The 15,675-nt window shown below is 71.1% G+C and carries 16 protein-coding genes; 11 read left to right on the forward strand and 5 right to left on the reverse strand.

The genetic code is table 11. The features are described from left to right. Positions 1-21 precede the first annotated feature (21 nt). Together IS481_RS15450 and IS481_RS15455 are read right to left on the reverse strand one after the other, a co-directional pair. On the reverse strand, positions 22-1,614 hold the full coding sequence (locus IS481_RS15450) for an ABC transporter substrate-binding protein (protein WP_104356993.1): 1,593 nt from the start codon (positions 1,612-1,614) through the stop codon (positions 22-24). 220 nt (positions 1,615-1,834) lie between these two features. Continuing rightward, positions 1,835-2,815 carry a porin gene (locus tag IS481_RS15455; protein ID WP_104356994.1) on the reverse strand — a complete coding sequence of 327 codons (981 nt, stop codon included), beginning with the start codon at positions 2,813-2,815 and terminating at the stop codon, positions 1,835-1,837. A 265-nt stretch (positions 2,816-3,080) separates the two neighbouring features. Between IS481_RS15455 and coq7 the strand changes: the two genes are divergently transcribed. Next, positions 3,081-3,713 carry a 2-polyprenyl-3-methyl-6-methoxy-1,4-benzoquinone monooxygenase gene (gene coq7 / locus IS481_RS15460; protein ID WP_194963308.1) on the forward strand — a complete coding sequence of 211 codons (633 nt, stop codon included), beginning with the start codon at positions 3,081-3,083 and terminating at the stop codon, positions 3,711-3,713. Positions 3,714-3,850: 137 nt separating this feature from the next. Here the strand turns inward: coq7 and IS481_RS15465 are convergent, their stop codons facing one another. Then, on the reverse strand, positions 3,851-4,273 hold the full coding sequence (locus tag IS481_RS15465) for an OsmC family protein (RefSeq protein WP_104356995.1): 423 nt from the start codon (positions 4,271-4,273) through the stop codon (positions 3,851-3,853). Positions 4,274-4,702: 429 nt separating this feature from the next. Here IS481_RS15465 and ilvA point away from each other — a divergent pair, with 429 nt between their 5' ends. Further along, positions 4,703-6,268, forward strand: a complete 1,566-nt coding sequence (gene ilvA, locus IS481_RS15470; RefSeq protein ID WP_104356996.1) for a threonine ammonia-lyase, biosynthetic — start codon at positions 4,703-4,705, stop codon at positions 6,266-6,268. Positions 6,269-6,376: 108 nt separating this feature from the next. Next, a complete protein-coding gene (locus IS481_RS15475) occupies positions 6,377-7,420 on the forward strand; it encodes a nicotinate-nucleotide--dimethylbenzimidazole phosphoribosyltransferase (protein WP_104356997.1) in 1,044 nt (347 codons plus the stop codon). A gap of 6 nt (positions 7,421-7,426) precedes the next feature. Here the strand turns inward: IS481_RS15475 and IS481_RS15480 are convergent, their stop codons facing one another. Then, positions 7,427-9,328: a DUF294 nucleotidyltransferase-like domain-containing protein gene (locus IS481_RS15480; protein WP_232529317.1), complete on the reverse strand. Its 1,902-nt coding sequence runs from the start codon at positions 9,326-9,328 to the stop codon at positions 7,427-7,429. Positions 9,329-9,351: 23 nt separating this feature from the next. Further along, on the reverse strand, positions 9,352-9,885 hold the full coding sequence (locus tag IS481_RS15485; protein WP_104356998.1) for a general secretion pathway protein C: 534 nt from the start codon (positions 9,883-9,885) through the stop codon (positions 9,352-9,354). Positions 9,886-10,001: 116 nt separating this feature from the next. Between IS481_RS15485 and gspG the strand changes: the two genes are divergently transcribed. From gspG to gspN, 8 genes are all read left to right on the forward strand, one after another. Continuing rightward, positions 10,002-10,451 carry a type II secretion system major pseudopilin GspG gene (gspG, locus tag IS481_RS15490; RefSeq protein ID WP_194963309.1) on the forward strand — a complete coding sequence of 150 codons (450 nt, stop codon included), beginning with the start codon at positions 10,002-10,004 and terminating at the stop codon, positions 10,449-10,451. Beyond that, a complete protein-coding gene (locus IS481_RS15495) occupies positions 10,414-10,917 on the forward strand; it encodes a prepilin-type N-terminal cleavage/methylation domain-containing protein (RefSeq protein ID WP_232529319.1) in 504 nt (167 codons plus the stop codon). The genes gspG and IS481_RS15495 overlap by 38 nt, the downstream gene beginning before the upstream one ends. Further along, positions 10,907-11,284 carry a type II secretion system minor pseudopilin GspI gene (gene gspI / locus IS481_RS15500; protein WP_232529321.1) on the forward strand — a complete coding sequence of 126 codons (378 nt, stop codon included), beginning with the start codon at positions 10,907-10,909 and terminating at the stop codon, positions 11,282-11,284. Before IS481_RS15495 ends, gspI begins: the two co-directional genes overlap by 11 nt. 2 nt (positions 11,285-11,286) lie before the next feature. After that, positions 11,287-11,937, forward strand: coding sequence for a PulJ/GspJ family protein (locus IS481_RS15505; RefSeq protein WP_104357000.1), 651 nt, complete (start codon positions 11,287-11,289; stop codon positions 11,935-11,937). Positions 11,938-11,939: 2 nt separating this feature from the next. Then, positions 11,940-12,929, forward strand: a complete 990-nt coding sequence (gene gspK / locus IS481_RS15510; RefSeq protein ID WP_104357001.1) for a type II secretion system minor pseudopilin GspK — start codon at positions 11,940-11,942, stop codon at positions 12,927-12,929. A 94-nt stretch (positions 12,930-13,023) separates the two neighbouring features. After that, the gene (gene gspL, locus IS481_RS15515; protein WP_104357002.1) at positions 13,024-14,265 is read left to right on the forward strand and encodes a type II secretion system protein GspL; all 1,242 of its coding nucleotides are present in this window, start codon (positions 13,024-13,026) and stop codon (positions 14,263-14,265) included. Further along, positions 14,262-14,753 carry a type II secretion system protein GspM gene (gspM, locus tag IS481_RS15520; RefSeq protein WP_104357003.1) on the forward strand — a complete coding sequence of 164 codons (492 nt, stop codon included), beginning with the start codon at positions 14,262-14,264 and terminating at the stop codon, positions 14,751-14,753. Before gspL ends, gspM begins: the two co-directional genes overlap by 4 nt. Then, on the forward strand, positions 14,750-15,673 hold the full coding sequence (gene gspN / locus IS481_RS15525; protein WP_232529322.1) for a type II secretion system protein N: 924 nt from the start codon (positions 14,750-14,752) through the stop codon (positions 15,671-15,673). The genes gspM and gspN overlap by 4 nt, the downstream gene beginning before the upstream one ends. Positions 15,674-15,675: the final 2 nt, after the last annotated feature.

Consider the following 15,675-nt stretch of genomic DNA (forward strand, 5'->3'; position numbering starts at 1 on the left):
GGAGCGGACCGGGCCGCCGCGTCAGTTCACCTTCACCGCCCGCATGTCGATGCGGTTGTCGGCGCGGTGGTACATCTCGATGTTCTTCTTCATCGCCCACGGGATCACCTGGTTGTGCAGCGGCAGGTGAGACACGTCCTGGTGCGACAGCAGCAGCGCCTGTTCGATCAGCTCGTTGCGCACCTTCTGGTCGACTTCCTTCTTGATGCGCTCGACCAGGGCGTCCATCTGCGGGTTGCTGTAGCGACCGACGTTGTAGTTGCCGTCGCCCTGCGCCCCCACCGACCGCACCAGCGACTGCAGCGAATACAGGGCGTCGAAGGTCGGCACACCCCAGCCCAGCATGTAGATGCTCGCCTCGTAGCGCTGGATCATCGGGAAGTAGGTCACCAGCGGCAGCGTGCGCAGCTTGGCCTTGACACCGATGCGCGCCCACATCGCGGTGATGGCCTGGCAGATCGCCTCGTCGTTGATGTAGCGGTTGTTCGGGCAGGCGAAGTCGACCTCGAAGCCGTCCGGATAGCCGGCCTCGGCAAGCAGCTTCCGCGCCGCGGCGGGGTCGTAGGGATAGCGCTGGTCGGCGCGCCGGGTCCAGCCGTTGACCTGCGGCGCGATCAGCGTGCCAGTCGGCTGGCTCATGCCGCGCATGATGTTCTTGTGGATCGCGTTGATGTCGATCGCCTGGTAGAGCGCACGGCGCACCCGCACGTCCTTCAACGGGTTCCGTCCCTTGATGTTGGACCCCGGCAGTTCGTCACGGTACTGGTCCATGCCGAGGAAGATGGTGCGGTTCTCCACCCCGTCGACCACCTTCAGCGCCGGGTTGGTGCGCAGGCGCGGGATGTCGGCCGGCGACGGGTCGAGCACCATGTCGACCTCGCCCGACAGCAGCGCCGCGGTGCGCGTGGCCTCGGACTTGATCGGCGTGTAGACGATCTCGGTCACGTTGCCTTCCATCTTCCCCCACCAGTTGGGGTTGCGCACCAGCACCATGCGCACGTCCTGGTCCCAGCTCTTGAGCATGAAGGGCCCGGTGCCGTTGGCATGGCGGTGGGCGTGGTTCTCCTCCTTGGACTTCATGTCCTTGGGCGTGACCGAGCGGTGCTTCTCCGCCCACTCCTTGTCCATGATGCGCAGCTCGGTCAGCTGGCGCAGCAGCACCGGGTTGGGGCCGTGGGTGAAGATGTCCACCGTGTAGTCGTCGACCTTGACGACCTTGTCGATGCCCTGGGTGTAGACGCCGAAGTTGGACGCCTTGTCCATCGCGCGGTTGAGCGAGAACACCACGTCGTCGGCGTTGAAGTCCGAACCGTCATGGAACTTCACGCCCTTGCGCAGCGTGATGCGCACCTGCGTCGGACTGACCTGCTGGTAGCCGGTGGCCAGCACCGGCTCGACCTGGAACTTCCGGTCGTAATAGAACAGGGACTCGTAGACCGCGGCGTGGATGCCGTTGGCCAGGGCGTTGTTCTGGGAATGGACGTCCCACGAGGGGATGTCGCTGGAACTGGCCCATTTGAAGGTCCGGGCCTGCACGGGAAGCGCGACCGCACATGCGGCTGCGACCATCAGGGTCGCGGCGGCGCCAGCGAAGAAGGACTTTCGATGCACCATGGCAGGTTCCTGAGCGTTGGAAGCCCCAATCTTCAGCAAATCCCACGCCATTCGTCAAAGCGGGTAAGCCCTCGGATGGTGCCGGACCAGGTGCCGTCGCGAGCCCGTGACTGCACGGTCCGCAGCAGTGCCCTGCTGCGTTCCCGCCAATGAAAAAAGCCGCCCCGGAGGGCGGCTTTGCACAAAGGCGATTCGAAGCTTGCGCGAGGCAAGCGCCGGATCAGAAGTTGTGCTTGATGCCGAAGTCGGCGCCCCACTTGTTGTCGTCCACTTCGCCGTCGCGAGCGAAGTCGACGTAGACCGTGGTGCGCTTGGACAGCGGATAGTGGTAGCCCAGCGCGAAGCGGGTGGACAGGTCCTCGGCGTCGCCGCTGGCGTCCTTGTTCTCCAGCTTGTTGAATGCGGCACGCAGCTCGCCGCCGCCGATCGGCGCGGTCGCGGCGATGTGGTAGTCGCGGATCTTGTCACCGGTACCGGGCTGGTCGCCTTGCGCCAGGGCACCGATCAGCTTGAACGAGCCGAAGTCGTAGGCGGCGCTCAGGATGGCCCAGTCACCCTTCTCGAAGCCACCAGCACGCGAGTCGGTGCGGTCGTAGCCGAAGCCGACCCACAGCGGGCCGGCCGAGTAGGTCAGCGCCAGCCCCCAGTCACCATTGCTGTCGTTGCCCGTTTGTTCGTCCATGGCCCACTGGAAGTGGGCGCGGAAGCCGCTGATGTCGGGCGACGAGTAGTTGATGGTGTTGTCCTTGCGGGTCGGCAGGTTGCGGGCACCGCTCAGGTTCGCGTTGGCAGCGACCGTGTCATAGCCCCAGGGATCGGCCAGCAGCGAGACATACAGGAACGCGGGTGAGTATTCGCGACCCAGGGTCACTTGGCCCCAAGAATCGCCGGCCAGACCGACCAGCGAGCGCCCCGTCCAGAACGAGGCCGCGGTGCCAGCGTTGTTGCCGCTGCCGGTTTCGCCGACATCGGCAGCAAAGCGGTGCTCGATGTTGAAGATCGCCTTCAGGCCACCGCCAAGATCTTCGGCACCACGCACGCCCAGGCGGCTGCCGGAACCGTTCTGCATCACCCAGTGATCGGTACCGATGTTGCGGGCGATGCTCAGGTCCACGCGGCCATAGAGGGTCACGTTGGACTGAGCAGATGCAGCGCCGGCGAACGCACCCAGCACAGCGAGAGCGAGAAGAGATTTTTTCATTGCAACTATCTCCTAGGTTGAACATGAGGTCTCGAGCGCACCTTTCTTGCGCGACGCGCTTCAAGCCAACCTCCTCATCGGAAGTTGCTCGCTATTCCACCAGAGCCCTCCCCCCCAGACCAGCATTTGCCCCAAAAAACCAACGCTTCTGTTGTCCCCGTGCAACGCACTGGCAGTTGACTTCGGTCGCCTAACACAGCGCACCGCGGGGCACAATGCGGAGGTACTCGAAGTTGTTGCAGTCCCCGACACCATGACCCTGTCCATGATCGATTCCCTGCTGGGAACGGCCGACAACGCCCTGCGCACCCTGTTCGGTGCCCATCATCCGGCCCGCCCGACGCCGCGCCCGGCCGCGGCCCCGTCCGAGGCCGCGCCGCTGGACGAATCCGAGCGGCGCCTGGCCGCCTCGCTGATGCGCGTCAACCATGTCGGCGAGGTCTGCGCGCAGGCCCTGTACGTGGGCCAGGCGCTGGTCACGCGCGATCCCGCGCTGAAGGCCCACTTCGAGGCCGCGGCCCGGGAGGAGGTGGACCACCTGGCGTGGACCGAGGAGCGCCTGCGCGAGCTGGGCTCGCGCACCAGCCTGCTGAATCCGCTGTGGTACGCCGGGGCGCTGGCCATCGGCATGGTGGCCGGCAAGGTCGGGGGCGACAAGGTCAGCCTGGGCTTCGTCGTCGAGACCGAGCGCCAGGTGGAGCAGCACCTGGAAGGGCACCTCGGCCGGCTGCCCGCCCAGGACCAGGCGTCGCGGGCCATCGTGGAACAGATGAAGGTCGACGAGGTCAAGCACGCCGACCAGGCCCAGCGGGCCGGCGCGGTCGAGCTGCCGGCGCCGGTGCGGCTGGCGATGCGCGCGGCGGCCAAGGTGATGACCACCACCGCCCACTACATCTGACCTGACTGGCGTCAAGGCCGCGCCCACCGCCTGCCGCAGGCGATCCTGGTGCGGCGGGCGCCGGGGCGTCGGGCCACGGGCCGGGGCGCAGGCAGCCGGGAGCCCAGGCCCCGCCGCGGCACCGGCCGGCAGCGGGCTCAGCCCTCGACGATCTCGTAGCTGGTGGTGATCGTGGCCGTCTTGCCGAGCATGATGCTGGCCGAGCAGTACTTGTCGTGCGACATCTGGATCGCGCGCTGCACGGCGGCCTCGGGCAGGCCGCGGCCGGTGATGACGAAGTGCATGTGGATCTTCGTGAACACCTTCGGGTCGGTCTCGGCGCGCTCGGCCTCGACCTGCACCTGGCAGCCGCGCACGTCGTGGCGCCCGCGCTTGAGGATCAGGACCACGTCGTAGGCGGTGCAGCCGCCGGTGCCGGCCAGCACGGTTTCCATCGGCCGCGGCGCCAGGTTGCGGCCGCCGCCGTCAGGGGCGCCGTCCATCATCAGCAGGTGGCCGCTGCCGGTCTCGGCGGAGAAGGCCATGCCGGAGGCCGGCATCCAGTTCACGGTGCATTTCATGGTGGGGTCACTTCGTACGCAGGTGTGGAGGATGTCGCATTTTTGTGCGCCGCGTGACATTGTGCCCTGAGCTTCTGCCGTGCCTGCACGCAGGTCCGGTGCATTTCCTGTTGCGCTGCACCATGAAAGCCGTTAAACTGACGTCCATGCGATGTTGAGTTGTAAGCAATTGCACCTCGCATTGCACCGTTTGTCTCCTCCACCCTCCTCCTTTGGTGGATTCAGCCCAGGGCCTCACCGCCTTGGGCTTTTTTTCTTCTGATGTCTGCCCTTCGCGACACCGGTTGCGCCCTCGTCCGCAGGGCCCCCGCCTGGCAGGCCGGCCACCCCGGCCCTGCGGCCCGGGGCACGCCGGTTCCGGCCGCCTGCCGCCCCGCACCGATGCGGGGCGCTGCCTTATGATGCGGCCCCCTACGGAGTAACCCCAGCATGGCACGCGCCGCACGTAAGCCCTCCTCCGCCCCCGCCCCGAAACGCCAGCTCAAGCTGGCCGACTACCTCCAGAAGATCCTGACGGCCAAGGTCTACGACGTGGCGATCGAGACCGAGCTGGAGCTGGCGCGCGACCTGACGCGCCGGCTGGGCAACGAGGTCTGGCTCAAGCGCGAGGACAACCAGCCGGTGTTCAGCTTCAAGCTGCGCGGCGCCTACAACAAGATGGCGCACCTGTCGCCGGCGCAGCTCAAGCGCGGGGTGATCTGCGCCTCGGCCGGCAACCACGCCCAGGGCGTGGCGCTGAGCGCCTCGCGCATGGGCTGCCGGGCGGTGATCGTGATGCCCGAGACCACGCCGCAGGTGAAGGTCGACGCGGTGCGCTCGCTGGGCGGCGAGGTCGTGCTGCACGGCGACAGCTATTCCGACGCCTACCTGCACGCGCTGGAGCTCGAGAAGAAGCACGGCCTGACCTTCGTGCACCCGTTCGACGACCCGGACGTGATCGCCGGCCAGGGCACGATCGCGATGGAGATCCTGCGCCAGCACCAGGGCCCGATCGACGCGATCTTCGTCGCCATCGGCGGCGGCGGGCTGATCTCCGGCGTGGCGGCCTACGTCAAGGCGGTGCGCCCCGAGATCAAGGTGATCGGGGTGCAGATGACCGACTCGGACGCGATGGTGCGCTCGGTGCAGAGCAAGCGCCGCGTGCAGCTGCACGACGTGGGCCTGTTCGCCGACGGCACCGCCGTGAAGCTGGTCGGCGAGGAGACCTTCCGGCTGGCGCGCGAGCTGGTGGACGACTACGTGGTGGTCGACACCGACGCGGTCTGCGCGGCGATCAAGGACGTGTTCCAGGACACGCGCAGCATCCTGGAGCCCTCCGGCGCGATGGGCGTGGCGGCGATCAAGCAGTACGTCGAGCGCCACCGCTGCAAGGGCAAGACCTTCGTCGCGGTGACCTGCGGCGCCAACATGAACTTCGACCGCCTGCGCTTCGTCGCCGAGCGCGCCGAGGTGGGCGAGGAGCGCGAGGCCCTGTTCGCGGTGACCATCCCCGAGGAGCGCGGCAGCTTCCGGCGCCTGTGCTCGCTGCTGGGCAAGCGCAGCGTCACCGAGTTCAACTACCGCATCTCCGACGACAAGGTCGCGCACGTGTTCGTCGGCCTGACCACGTCGAACCGCGGCGAGTCGAGCAAGATCGCCGCGATGTTCCAGAAGCACGGCTTCCCGACGCTGGACCTCACGCGCGACGAGCTGGCCAAGGAGCACATCCGCCACATGGTGGGCGGCCGCTCGACGCTGGCGCAGGACGAGCGGCTGTTCCGCTTCACGTTCCCGGAGCGGCCCGGCGCGCTGATGCGCTTCCTGTCCTGCATGCACCCGGAGTGGAACATCAGCCTGTTCCACTACCGCAACCAGGGCGCCGACTACGGGCGCATCCTGGTCGGGCTGCAGGTGCCGAAGTCCGACAAGAAGGCCTTCCGCGAGTTCCTGGACACGCTGGCCTACCCGTACGTCGAGGAGACCGGCAACCCGGTTTACCAATTGTTTCTGCGCTGAATCCGGCGCCCCCTGATCGCAGGGCGTCTCGCGATTGCAACGCCGGCGCGTCACTGAAACAATGCGCCGGCGGTCCGCCCCGGTACCGTCACCCCTTCCCGAGGCTTCATGTCGCTGAACCGCTCGTTGATCGCGCCCACGTTCCACCCGCCGCTGGAACAGGCCCTGAAGCAGAAGCTGGCCCGCCGCCAGGAACGCGCCGGCAGCCTGGGCGAACTGGAACCCCTGGCGGTGCGGCTCGGCCTGATCCGCAACACGCTCAAGCCCAAACTGCACGACCCGCAGCTGCTGGTGTTCGCCGCCGACCACGGGCTGGCGGTGGACGGCATCACCTCGCACACCGGCGAATCGACCGTCGCCCAGGTGCAGAACATCGTCTCGGTGCGCACCCCGCTGGCGGTGTTCGCGCGCATCCAGGGCCTGCACTTCACCGTGGTCGATGCCGGCATGGCCGACCCGACGCCGCGCCACCCGATGGTGCTGGCGCGCAAGATCGCGCACGGCACGCGCAACACGCGCGTGAACATGGCGATGACGCTGGACCAGGCGCAGGCCGCGATCCGTGCCGGCATGGAGATCGCCGACACGCTGCCCGGCAACGTGCTGGCCTGCGCGGGCCTGGGCGAAGGCAGCGAGGAAAGCGCGGCACTGGTGCTGTCGCGACTGGCCGGCCTGCCGCTGCGCGAGCTGATCCTGCGCGGCCCGCAGATGAACCCGGACCTGCTGGCGCACCTGATGGTGGTGCTGGAAGGGGCCCTGGGCCGGCACAAACCGGTCGGCGACCCGGTCGAGACCCTGGCCGCGCTGGGCGGCTTCGAGATCGCGATGATGGCCGGCGCGATGCTGGTGGCAGCCGGCAAGCGGCACGTGATCATCGTCGACGGGCTGCCCGCCTGCGCGGCGCTGATGGTGGCCTCGCGCATCGCAGCGCCGGTCACCGATTACTGCATCTTCGCGCGCAGCCACGGCCGCCCGGGCCTGAGCCTGGCGCTGCAGCACTTCAAGGCCGGCCCGTTGCTCGAGCTGGGGCTGGAAAGCCAGGACGGCACGGGCGCGGCGCTGGCCTGGCCGCTGGTGCACGCGGCCGGCGCGCTGCTGACCGAAGTGGCCGAGGGGGAGGAACCGGGCCCGTCGCTGCCCGGCGGGCTGTGAGCTGCCTCAGCGCAGGTAGTCCAGCTCGAGCCGCTGCTGCAGCCGCCGCGCCATGCGGAAGGCTTCCTTGAGGATGCGGCGGTCGATGTCGCTGAGCGACCGCACTTCGATCTGGTTGGGCCCCAGCGCCTGGCGGTCCGGCCCGATCTGGGCACGCAGCCGCAGGTACTGCAGGAAGTCGAAGCCCTCGACCCACCCGTCGCTTTCCGCCTCGCCGACGCCGACGGCGGCCGCATAGCCCTGCAGGCGCGCGCGCGTCGAGGTGGCCTCGATGCCGTGGGCCAGCGCGTAGATGCGCGCGGCCTCGACGAACAGCGACACCCCCTGCAGCTTCAGGTCCACCACCTCGCGCCCGCCCTCGTTGGTGGTCTCGATGCCGCCCAGCCAGTTGAGCGGTGGGCGGTGCTGCAGCGCGACCTCGGCCATCTGGCGCAGGAAGCGCGGCACGGCCTGCGCGCGGCGCGTGACGAACGCGCGCATCGGCTCCACCAGCTGCGCGTCGCCGGCCAGCGGCCGGAAGTCGAAGAAGATCGCGGCGTTGAGCAGGTCCTGCGGCGCGCCGTGCTCGATCCAGCGCGCGAAGCGCTCGCACCACTCCTGCGTGGTCAGGCACCACGAGGGGTTCATCGCCATCACCCCGCCCTTGCACAGCGGGAAGCCGCAGTCGGCCAGCGCGTGGTTGACCTCCTGCGCGAAGGCGAGCCAGGCGGCACGCTCGCCAGCGGCCTCTTCGGCCAGCACCAGGCCGTTGTCCTGGTCGGTCGCGATGGTCTGCTCGCCGCGCCCCTCGGAGCCGAGCGCGATCCAGCAGGCGCGGCCGAGGTCCAGCTGCCGGCGGGCGGCGACCAGCTCGACCACGCGCGCGGTCAGCACGTCGTTGAGGTGGCTGATGACCTCGGTGATCTGGCGCGCGCCCAGCCCCTGGCCGAGCAGGTTGCCGGCGAAGCGGCGGATGTCCTGTGCGACCAGCGACAGCGTCGCGACGTCGTTGGCCGCGCGGATCGCGTTGCCGACATGCTTGAGCGACAGGCGCTGCATCGAGAACAGGTCGCGCTCGCTGACCACGCCGACCAGCCGCCCGCCGTCGGTGACGGGCACGTGGCGGATGCCGTGCCGCGACATCAGCACCGCGGCGTCCTGCGCGGTGTGCTCGACGGTCAGCTGGTGCACCGGCGCCGTCATCACCGCGCCGATCGGGGTGGCCAGCGGCAGGCCGGGCAGCGTCACCCGGCCCAGCACGTCGTGCCGCGTCAGGATGCCCTGCACGGCACCGTCCGGGCCGGTCACGACCATCGAGCCGATGCGGTGCGCGTGCATCGTGGCCAGCGCCTCGGACAACGGCGTGTCCGGGCCGCAGCTGAACGGCTGCGCGCGGGTCAGCGACCCCAGCCGTGCCTGCAGCGACTGCTCGGCCAGCGTGCGCGAGGAATACGCCACCTGCACCGCGCGGCGCGACAGCTCGACGAACTGCAGCATGCGCCGGTTCAGGAAGTCGGCGAACGGCGGGTGCTCGCGCGCCAGCTCGTGCACCAGCGCCGCAGGGATCAGCAGGCAGGCGGTGTCCTGCGTGGCGCGGTAGGTGGCCGTGACGGCCCGCTCGCCGGTGACGGCACCGACCGGGAACAGGTCGCCCGCCTCGTACTGGAAGCCGGCCGGCGCCATGGTCGCCAGCCCCTGCTGCCCGCTGATCGCGCCGCGCCGCACGTACCAGAGGTGGCGCACCGGGCCGTCGTCCGGGGCGACCACGACCTGGCCGGCCGCGTAGCGGCGCTGCGTCGCCCCCTCGAGCAGGGGCACCAGGGCCTCGACGGGCATCTGGGAAAACGGCGGGAAGCGCTGCAGCTCGGCGAGCAGCCGGGCGCGCCGGCCGTCCGGGACGTCGGGGAGGAAAGATGCAGCCGCAGCCACCGCCGTCCTCCGTTCGTCGCGCGCTACTGGCGGATCGCCGGGTCACCCCCGTCCGGGCGCGGCGCCGGCGCCACCGGCACGATGCCCTGGTCGGGAGGAAGCGCCTGCGGCGCGCCGGTCTGCGGCGGTGGCAGCGGCGGCAGCTCCAGCGTGAACGCCGCCCCGCCCGAGCCGCGGCCGAAGGTCGCGCTGCGCTGGCCGAGCGCCTGCAGGGTCAGCTCGCCCTCGACCACGCTGCCCAGCGCATAGGCGCGCGGCGGCTTGCCGTCGATGGACAGCAGGGCCACCCCCGGGCCGGAGCGGCCTTCGGGCGGCGCCATCACGCCGAGCAGGCGGAAGCGGGAACTTTCCGGCGGCGGTGCGCTCTGGGCCGGATCGGTCGGCGAGCGCCCGCCGCCCAGCATGCGCACGACGGCCCCCGGGCTGCCCACCTGGGCGACCACCGGCATCGCCTGGGACGGCACGGCCAGGGGCGAAGCCGTCAGGCGCAGCCCCCAGTAGACCGCGCTGGCGGCGGCCAGGGCCCACAGCACGAATGCAAGCAGTCGCGAAACCATCGGGCGATTATGATTCAAGGTCGCTTCGTCGGGTCCGTCCTCGCGGCCGTTCCCGCGGCGCCGGCGCCCGGCCTCCAGGGCCTCCGTCCATGATCCCACTTGCACCACGAACCATCATGACCCGCCTGTCCTCCCGCTCCCGTCCGGCTGCCTCGCTGCTTGCGCGCGGTTTCACCCTGATCGAGCTGATGGTGGTGCTGGTCATCATCGGCATCCTGGGCGCGCTGATCGTCCCCAACGTGCTGGACCGCGCCGACGACGCGCGCGTGACCGCCGCGCGCACCGACGTGAACAACCTGATGCAGGCGCTCAAGCTGTACAAGCTCGACAACCAGCGCTACCCGACCGCCGAGCAGGGCCTGCAGGCGCTGGTCACCAAGCCGACCACCGGTCCCATCCCGCCCAACTGGAAACCCTACCTCGACAAGCTGCCGAACGACCCCTGGGGCCGGCCCTACCAGTACCTCAACCCCGGCGTGAAGGGGGAGGTGGACGTGTTCAGCTTCGGCGCCGACGGGCAGACCGGTGGTGAAGGCAACAACGCCGACATCGGCTCCTGGCAATAAGCTGCGTTCCGGCCGGGGCCGCCGCGGCTTCACGCTGCTGGAGCTGCTGGTGGTGCTGGCCTTGCTCGCCATCACGGTGGGCACCGTGACCCTGGCCATCCGCGACCCGGCCGCCACCCAGCTGGAGCGCGAGGCCGAGCGCCTGGCCGCGCTGCTGGAAAGCGCCCGCGCCGAGGCCCGCGCCGCCGGCCTGCGCGTGCTGTGGCAGCCGGTGCGCGTGCAGGACGGCAGCTCCGGGCCGCACTTCCGCTTCATCGGCCTGCCCGAGGGCATCGAGCTGCCCGACACCTGGCTCAACCCCGGCGTGCGCGCCGACATCGTCGGCGCGCCGGTGCTGGTGCTGGGACCCGACCCGATCATCGGCGCGCAGCGCCTGACGCTCGCGCTGGACGACCGCCGCGTCACGCTGGCCACCGACGGCCTGCTGCCCTTTGCCATCACCAGCGAGGTGCCCCGTGCGCCCTAGCCGCCGCCTGCCGCCGGCGGGCGGCTTCACGCTGATCGAGGTGCTGGTCGCGCTCAGCATCGTCGGCATCGCGCTGGCCGCGGGCGTGAAGGCCGGCGGCGCGCTGACCCGCAACGCCGAGCGGCTGTCGGACATGATGGCCGCGCAGTGGTGCGCCGAGAACCAGCTGAGCGCCCTGGTGCTGTCCAGGCAGTTCCCCGCCGTCGGCGACGCCACCTTCGATTGCGAGCAGGGCGGCCGCTACTACGCCGGGCAGCTGGTGGTGCGGCCCACGCCCAATCCGAACTTCCGCCGCGTCGACGCACGCATCGCCACCGAGGCCGGTGAGCCGCTGCTGGTGCTGTCGACCGTCGTGCCGAGGCGCTGACCATGGGTGCGCGACGCCTGTCCCGCGGCTTCACGCTGATCGAGGTGCTGGTGACCATCACCATCCTCGCGGTGCTGGCCGGCATGGCCTGGCAGGGCATCGACGCCATCGTGCGCAGCAAGGCGGTCAGCGAGGAGCGCCTGGACGCCGTGCTGCGGCTCAACACGGTGCTGGCGCAGTGGGACGCGGACCTGTCCACGCTGCACGACACCGGCCTGATCGCCGAGATGCCCGCCTTCGACGGCGCCTCGCTGCGCCTGACGCGGCGCACCGACGCCGGCGTGCAGCTGGTGGTGTGGAGCCTGCGCGACGGCACCTGGCAGCGCTGGGCCTCGCAGCCGGTGGTGCGCCAGGGCGACCTGCTGGAGCTGTGGCTGCGCTCGTACCAGCTGCTCGGCAACGAGGTCGGCACGGTGCGCGCCCTGCCCGGCGTGCAGGAGTGGCAGGTCTACTACTGGCGCAACAACGCCTGGAGCAACCCGCAGTCGACCGGCGACGTCCAGGAGGCCGCCGGCCCGCGGCCGGGCCCCCGCAGCGCCGGCTCCAAGGTGCGCCTGCCCGAAGGCATCCGCATCGTGCTGACCATGGCGCCGGGCTCGGGCCTGAACGGCACCTACACCCGCGACCTGGTGCTGCGCACCCGCTCGGAGTGACCATGCGCGCGACCGCCCGCCCCGCCCCCTGCAGCCGCCGGCGCCGCCAGCGCGGCGCGGCGCTGCTGACCGCGATGATCATCGTCACCCTGGTGGCGACGCTGGCCAGCGCGATGTACTGGCGCCAGTGGCGCTCGGTGCAGATCGAGATCGCCGAGCGCACCCGGGCGCAGTCGGCCTGGATCCTGAGCGGCGCGCTCGACTGGGCACGGCTGATCCTCGCCGAGGACGCGCGCGCCGGCGGCGCCGACCACCTCTCCGAGCCCTGGGCCACGCCGCTGGCCGAAGCACGCCTGTCCACCTTCCTGGCCGCCAACGAGAGCCAGGTCGAGGACGCGCCCGAGGCCTTCCTGACCGGGCGCATCACCGACGCCCAGGCGCGCTTCAACCTCGCCAACCTGGTCACCGAGGCCGGCGAGCTGTCGGTGCCCGACGTGGCCGCGCTGCAGCGGCTGTGCGAGTACGTCAACGTCGACCCGAGCGTGGCGACCGTCCTGACCGGCGCCCTGCGGCTGGCCCTGCCCGGGCGTGCCGCCAGCGCCGCCGGCGAAGGCGCGGACATCCCGCTGCTGCCCCCCACGGTGGACGAGTTGCGCTGGCTGGGCATCGACGACGAGGCCGCCGCCAAGCTGGCGCCGTACGTCGTGCTGCTGCCGCGCCGCACCCCGGTCAACCTGAACACCGCCCCGCGCGAGGTCATCGCGGCCGTCATGGAAGGCCTGGACATCGGTTCGGCCGACCGGCTGATCCAGATCCGCCAGCGCAGCCCGTTCCGGCGCCTGTCCGACGTCAATGCCCATCTGCCGCAAGGGGTGGTGCCGGATGACAGCCGTGTCAGTGTTGCAACCAATTTCTTCGAAGTGCGCGGGCGCATGCGCATCGAGCAGCGGGTGGTCGAGGAGCGCTCGCTGGTCGAGCGCCGCGGGCGCATCGTGCTGACGCTGCGGCGCGAACGCAGCAGCTTCACCGTCGGCGCGGGGTTCACGCCTTGAGGCGCCCGCGCTCCCCGGCGACGGGCGCCGAGACATTCGCGCACAAGTCACGCCTGCCGCTACATACAATCCGCCATCGTTATTCCCAGGCCGCATGAGCGTACTCGTCATCCCATTCGCGCCCCGTCCTCACCTGGGCCCGCGCTCCGGTCCGCAGGGAGGCGAGCCGCCGCGTGCGCCGGCGGAGTTCGACTACGTCCTCAGCAAGGACGGCCACACCGTGCACAGCCAGGGCCGTTGCGCCCCACCGCTGCTGCCCAAGGCGGACACCGTGGTCGGGGTCGTCCCGGCGGTCGACATCGGCTGGCACCGCATCACCCTGCCCAAGGCCCCGGCGGCCCGGCTGCGCGCCGCGCTGGCCGGCCTGCTCGAGGACGCGCTGCTGGAAGACCCGGCCGACGCGCATTTCGCGCTCGCCCCCGGCGCGCAGGCAGGCCAGGAGGTCTGGGTGGCGGCGATGCACCGCGCCTGGCTGCGCACCCAGCTCGCGACGCTGGAATCCGCACGGGTGATCGTCGACCGCCTCGTGCCGCAGGCCGAGCCGGTCGATCCGCCGCGCGGGCATTTCGACATCGACCTGGACGCCGAACCGGGACGCAACCTGCGCCTGCTGTGGGCGCGCCCGGACGGCGTGCTGGTGGTGCGCCCCGGCGGCACCCTGGTGCGCAGCTGGCTGCCGCAGCACGAGGTGGTCGAATGGACCGCCGAGCCGGCCGCCGTCGAGGCCGCCGAACAGTGGCTGGGCCAGCCGGTGGAGGTCTGCCCCGCCGCCCAGCTGGCGCTGCAGGCCGCGCAGTCCGGCTGGAACCTGCGCCAGTTCGACCTCGCCCTCAAGCACCGCGGCGTGCGGGCGCTGCGCGACGTCTGGCGCCAGCTGGCCACCCCGGCCTGGCGCCCGGCGCGCTGGGGCCTGGTGGCGCTGGCGGCCGTGCACCTGGTCGGCCTCAACGCCTGGGCCTGGCACCAGCGCGACGAGGTGCGGCAGCGCCGGCAGGAACAGGTGCGCCTGCTGCAGGACGCCTTCCCCCACGTGCGCGCGGTGCTCGACGCGCCGCTGCAGATGCGGCGCGAGGTCGAGCAACTGCGCCTGCAGGCCGGCAAGGCCGGCGACGCCGACCTGGAGATCATGCTGCAGGCCGCGGCCAGCGCCTGGCCGGGCCACCGCGTGCTCGAGGGATTGCAATTCGAACCCGGACAGCTCACGCTGTCGGTCGCCGGGTGGGGCGAGGACGAGATCGAACAGTTCCGCGCCAGCCTGCAGCCCTCGGGCTGGCAGGTCGAGCGCGACGGCAGCCGCGTGACGCTGCGGCGGGCCGCACAGGGAGCCGGTGCATGAAGCTGGACCAGGTCAAGGCACAGGCGGCCGCCCGCTGGGCGGCGCTCGGCGCGCGCGAACGCCGGCTGGTGCTCGCTGCCGGGCTGCTGCTCGTGGTCGCGCTGGTGTGGTGGGTCGGGCTGCAGCCGGCGCTGCGCACGCTGCGCGAGGCGCCGCCGCGCATCGCCCAGCTCGACGAGGAACTGCGCGTGATGCGCGGGCTGGCCGCCGAGTCGCAGCAACTCAAGAGCGCGCCGACCATCAACCAGGGCCAGGCGGTGCGCGCGCTGCAGGCCGCCACCGAGCGCCTGGGCCCCGCCGGCCGCCTGAACGTGCAGGCCGACCAGGCCACGCTGACGCTGCAGTCGGCGCCCGCCGAGGCGGTGCTCGGCTGGCTGGGCGAAGCCCGCAGCGCCGGGCGCGCACGCGTCGTGCAGGCCCAGCTGGTGCGCAGCGGCGACGGCTACAACGGCACCGTGGTGCTGGCGCTGCCCGGAGGTGGCTCATGAAGCTGCGCCTGCCCGCCCTGGCCGGCCGGCGCCGCCGGCGCGTGCCGCCGTCGCGCTTCGGCGTGTCCCGCTTCGGCACCTCGCAGTTCAGCCCCTCGCGGCTGGACGCCACCCGCCCCACCGTGATGACGCGGCGCCAGCTGGCCGCGCGCCGCTGGGGCATCGCCGGCGGCATCGTCGGCGCGCTGGCGGCCCTGGTCGCGTTCGCGCCCGCCACCTGGCTGGCCAGCGCCGTGGCACGCGCCACCGACCACCGCGTGTTGCTGGCGCAGGCCGACGGCACGGTGTGGTCCGGCAACGCAGTGCTGGTGCTGACCGGCGGCCCCGGCAGCCGCGATGCGGCGACGCTGCCCGGGCGCCTCTCCTGGACGCTGCGCCTGGCCGGCACGGCCCTGCAGCTGGACCTGCGCCAGGACTGCTGCATCAACGGCACCGCCTCGCTGCAGGTGCGTCCGGGCCTGGGCCGCACCGAGATCACCCTCCTGCCCCGCCCCGACTGGGTCGCGCAATGGCCCAGCGGCCTGCTGGGCGGGCTGGGCACGCCGTGGAACACCTTACAGTTGGGGGGCGCGATCCGGCTCAGCTCGCCCGGCATCAGCTTCCAGCAGGTGGCCGGCCGCTGGCAGGTGCAGGGCCGCGCCGACATCGACGTGCTGAACGCCTCGTCGCCGCTGACGACGGTGGAGCAGCTCGGCAGTTACCGGCTCAGCCTGTTCAGCAACCCGGAAGGCCTGGTGCAGACGGCCCTGAGCACCACCGAAGGCGCGCTGCAGCTGAGCGGTGAAGGCATCTGGGGTCCCACCGGCATGCGCTTCCGCGGCGAGGCGCGCGCCAGCGAGGGCAACGAGGAAGCCCTGAACAACCTGTTGAACATCATCGGGCGCCGCCAGGGCGAGCGCTCGATCATTTCGATCGGATAAGC

Source organism: Caldimonas thermodepolymerans, assembly GCF_015476235.1.
Classification (GTDB): Bacteria; Pseudomonadota; Gammaproteobacteria; order Burkholderiales; family Burkholderiaceae_C; genus Caldimonas; species Caldimonas thermodepolymerans.

Coding starts and splice junctions, on each gene's coding strand:
- IS481_RS15450 (WP_104356993.1), bottom strand. CDS start 1,614: ATGGTGCATCGAAAGTCCTTCTTCGCTGGCGCCGCCGCGACCCTGATG.
- IS481_RS15455 (WP_104356994.1), bottom strand. CDS start 2,815: ATGAAAAAATCTCTTCTCGCTCTCGCTGTGCTGGGTGCGTTCGCCGGC.
- coq7 (WP_194963308.1), top strand. CDS start 3,081: ATGATCGATTCCCTGCTGGGAACGGCCGACAACGCCCTGCGCACCCTG.
- IS481_RS15465 (WP_104356995.1), bottom strand. CDS start 4,273: ATGAAATGCACCGTGAACTGGATGCCGGCCTCCGGCATGGCCTTCTCC.
- ilvA (WP_104356996.1), top strand. CDS start 4,703: ATGGCACGCGCCGCACGTAAGCCCTCCTCCGCCCCCGCCCCGAAACGC.
- IS481_RS15475 (WP_104356997.1), top strand. CDS start 6,377: ATGTCGCTGAACCGCTCGTTGATCGCGCCCACGTTCCACCCGCCGCTG.
- IS481_RS15485 (WP_104356998.1), bottom strand. CDS start 9,885: ATGGTTTCGCGACTGCTTGCATTCGTGCTGTGGGCCCTGGCCGCCGCC.
- gspG (WP_194963309.1), top strand. CDS start 10,002: ATGACCCGCCTGTCCTCCCGCTCCCGTCCGGCTGCCTCGCTGCTTGCG.
- IS481_RS15505 (WP_104357000.1), top strand. CDS start 11,287: ATGGGTGCGCGACGCCTGTCCCGCGGCTTCACGCTGATCGAGGTGCTG.
- gspK (WP_104357001.1), top strand. CDS start 11,940: ATGCGCGCGACCGCCCGCCCCGCCCCCTGCAGCCGCCGGCGCCGCCAG.
- gspL (WP_104357002.1), top strand. CDS start 13,024: ATGAGCGTACTCGTCATCCCATTCGCGCCCCGTCCTCACCTGGGCCCG.
- gspM (WP_104357003.1), top strand. CDS start 14,262: ATGAAGCTGGACCAGGTCAAGGCACAGGCGGCCGCCCGCTGGGCGGCG.
- gspN (WP_232529322.1), top strand. CDS start 14,750: ATGAAGCTGCGCCTGCCCGCCCTGGCCGGCCGGCGCCGCCGGCGCGTG.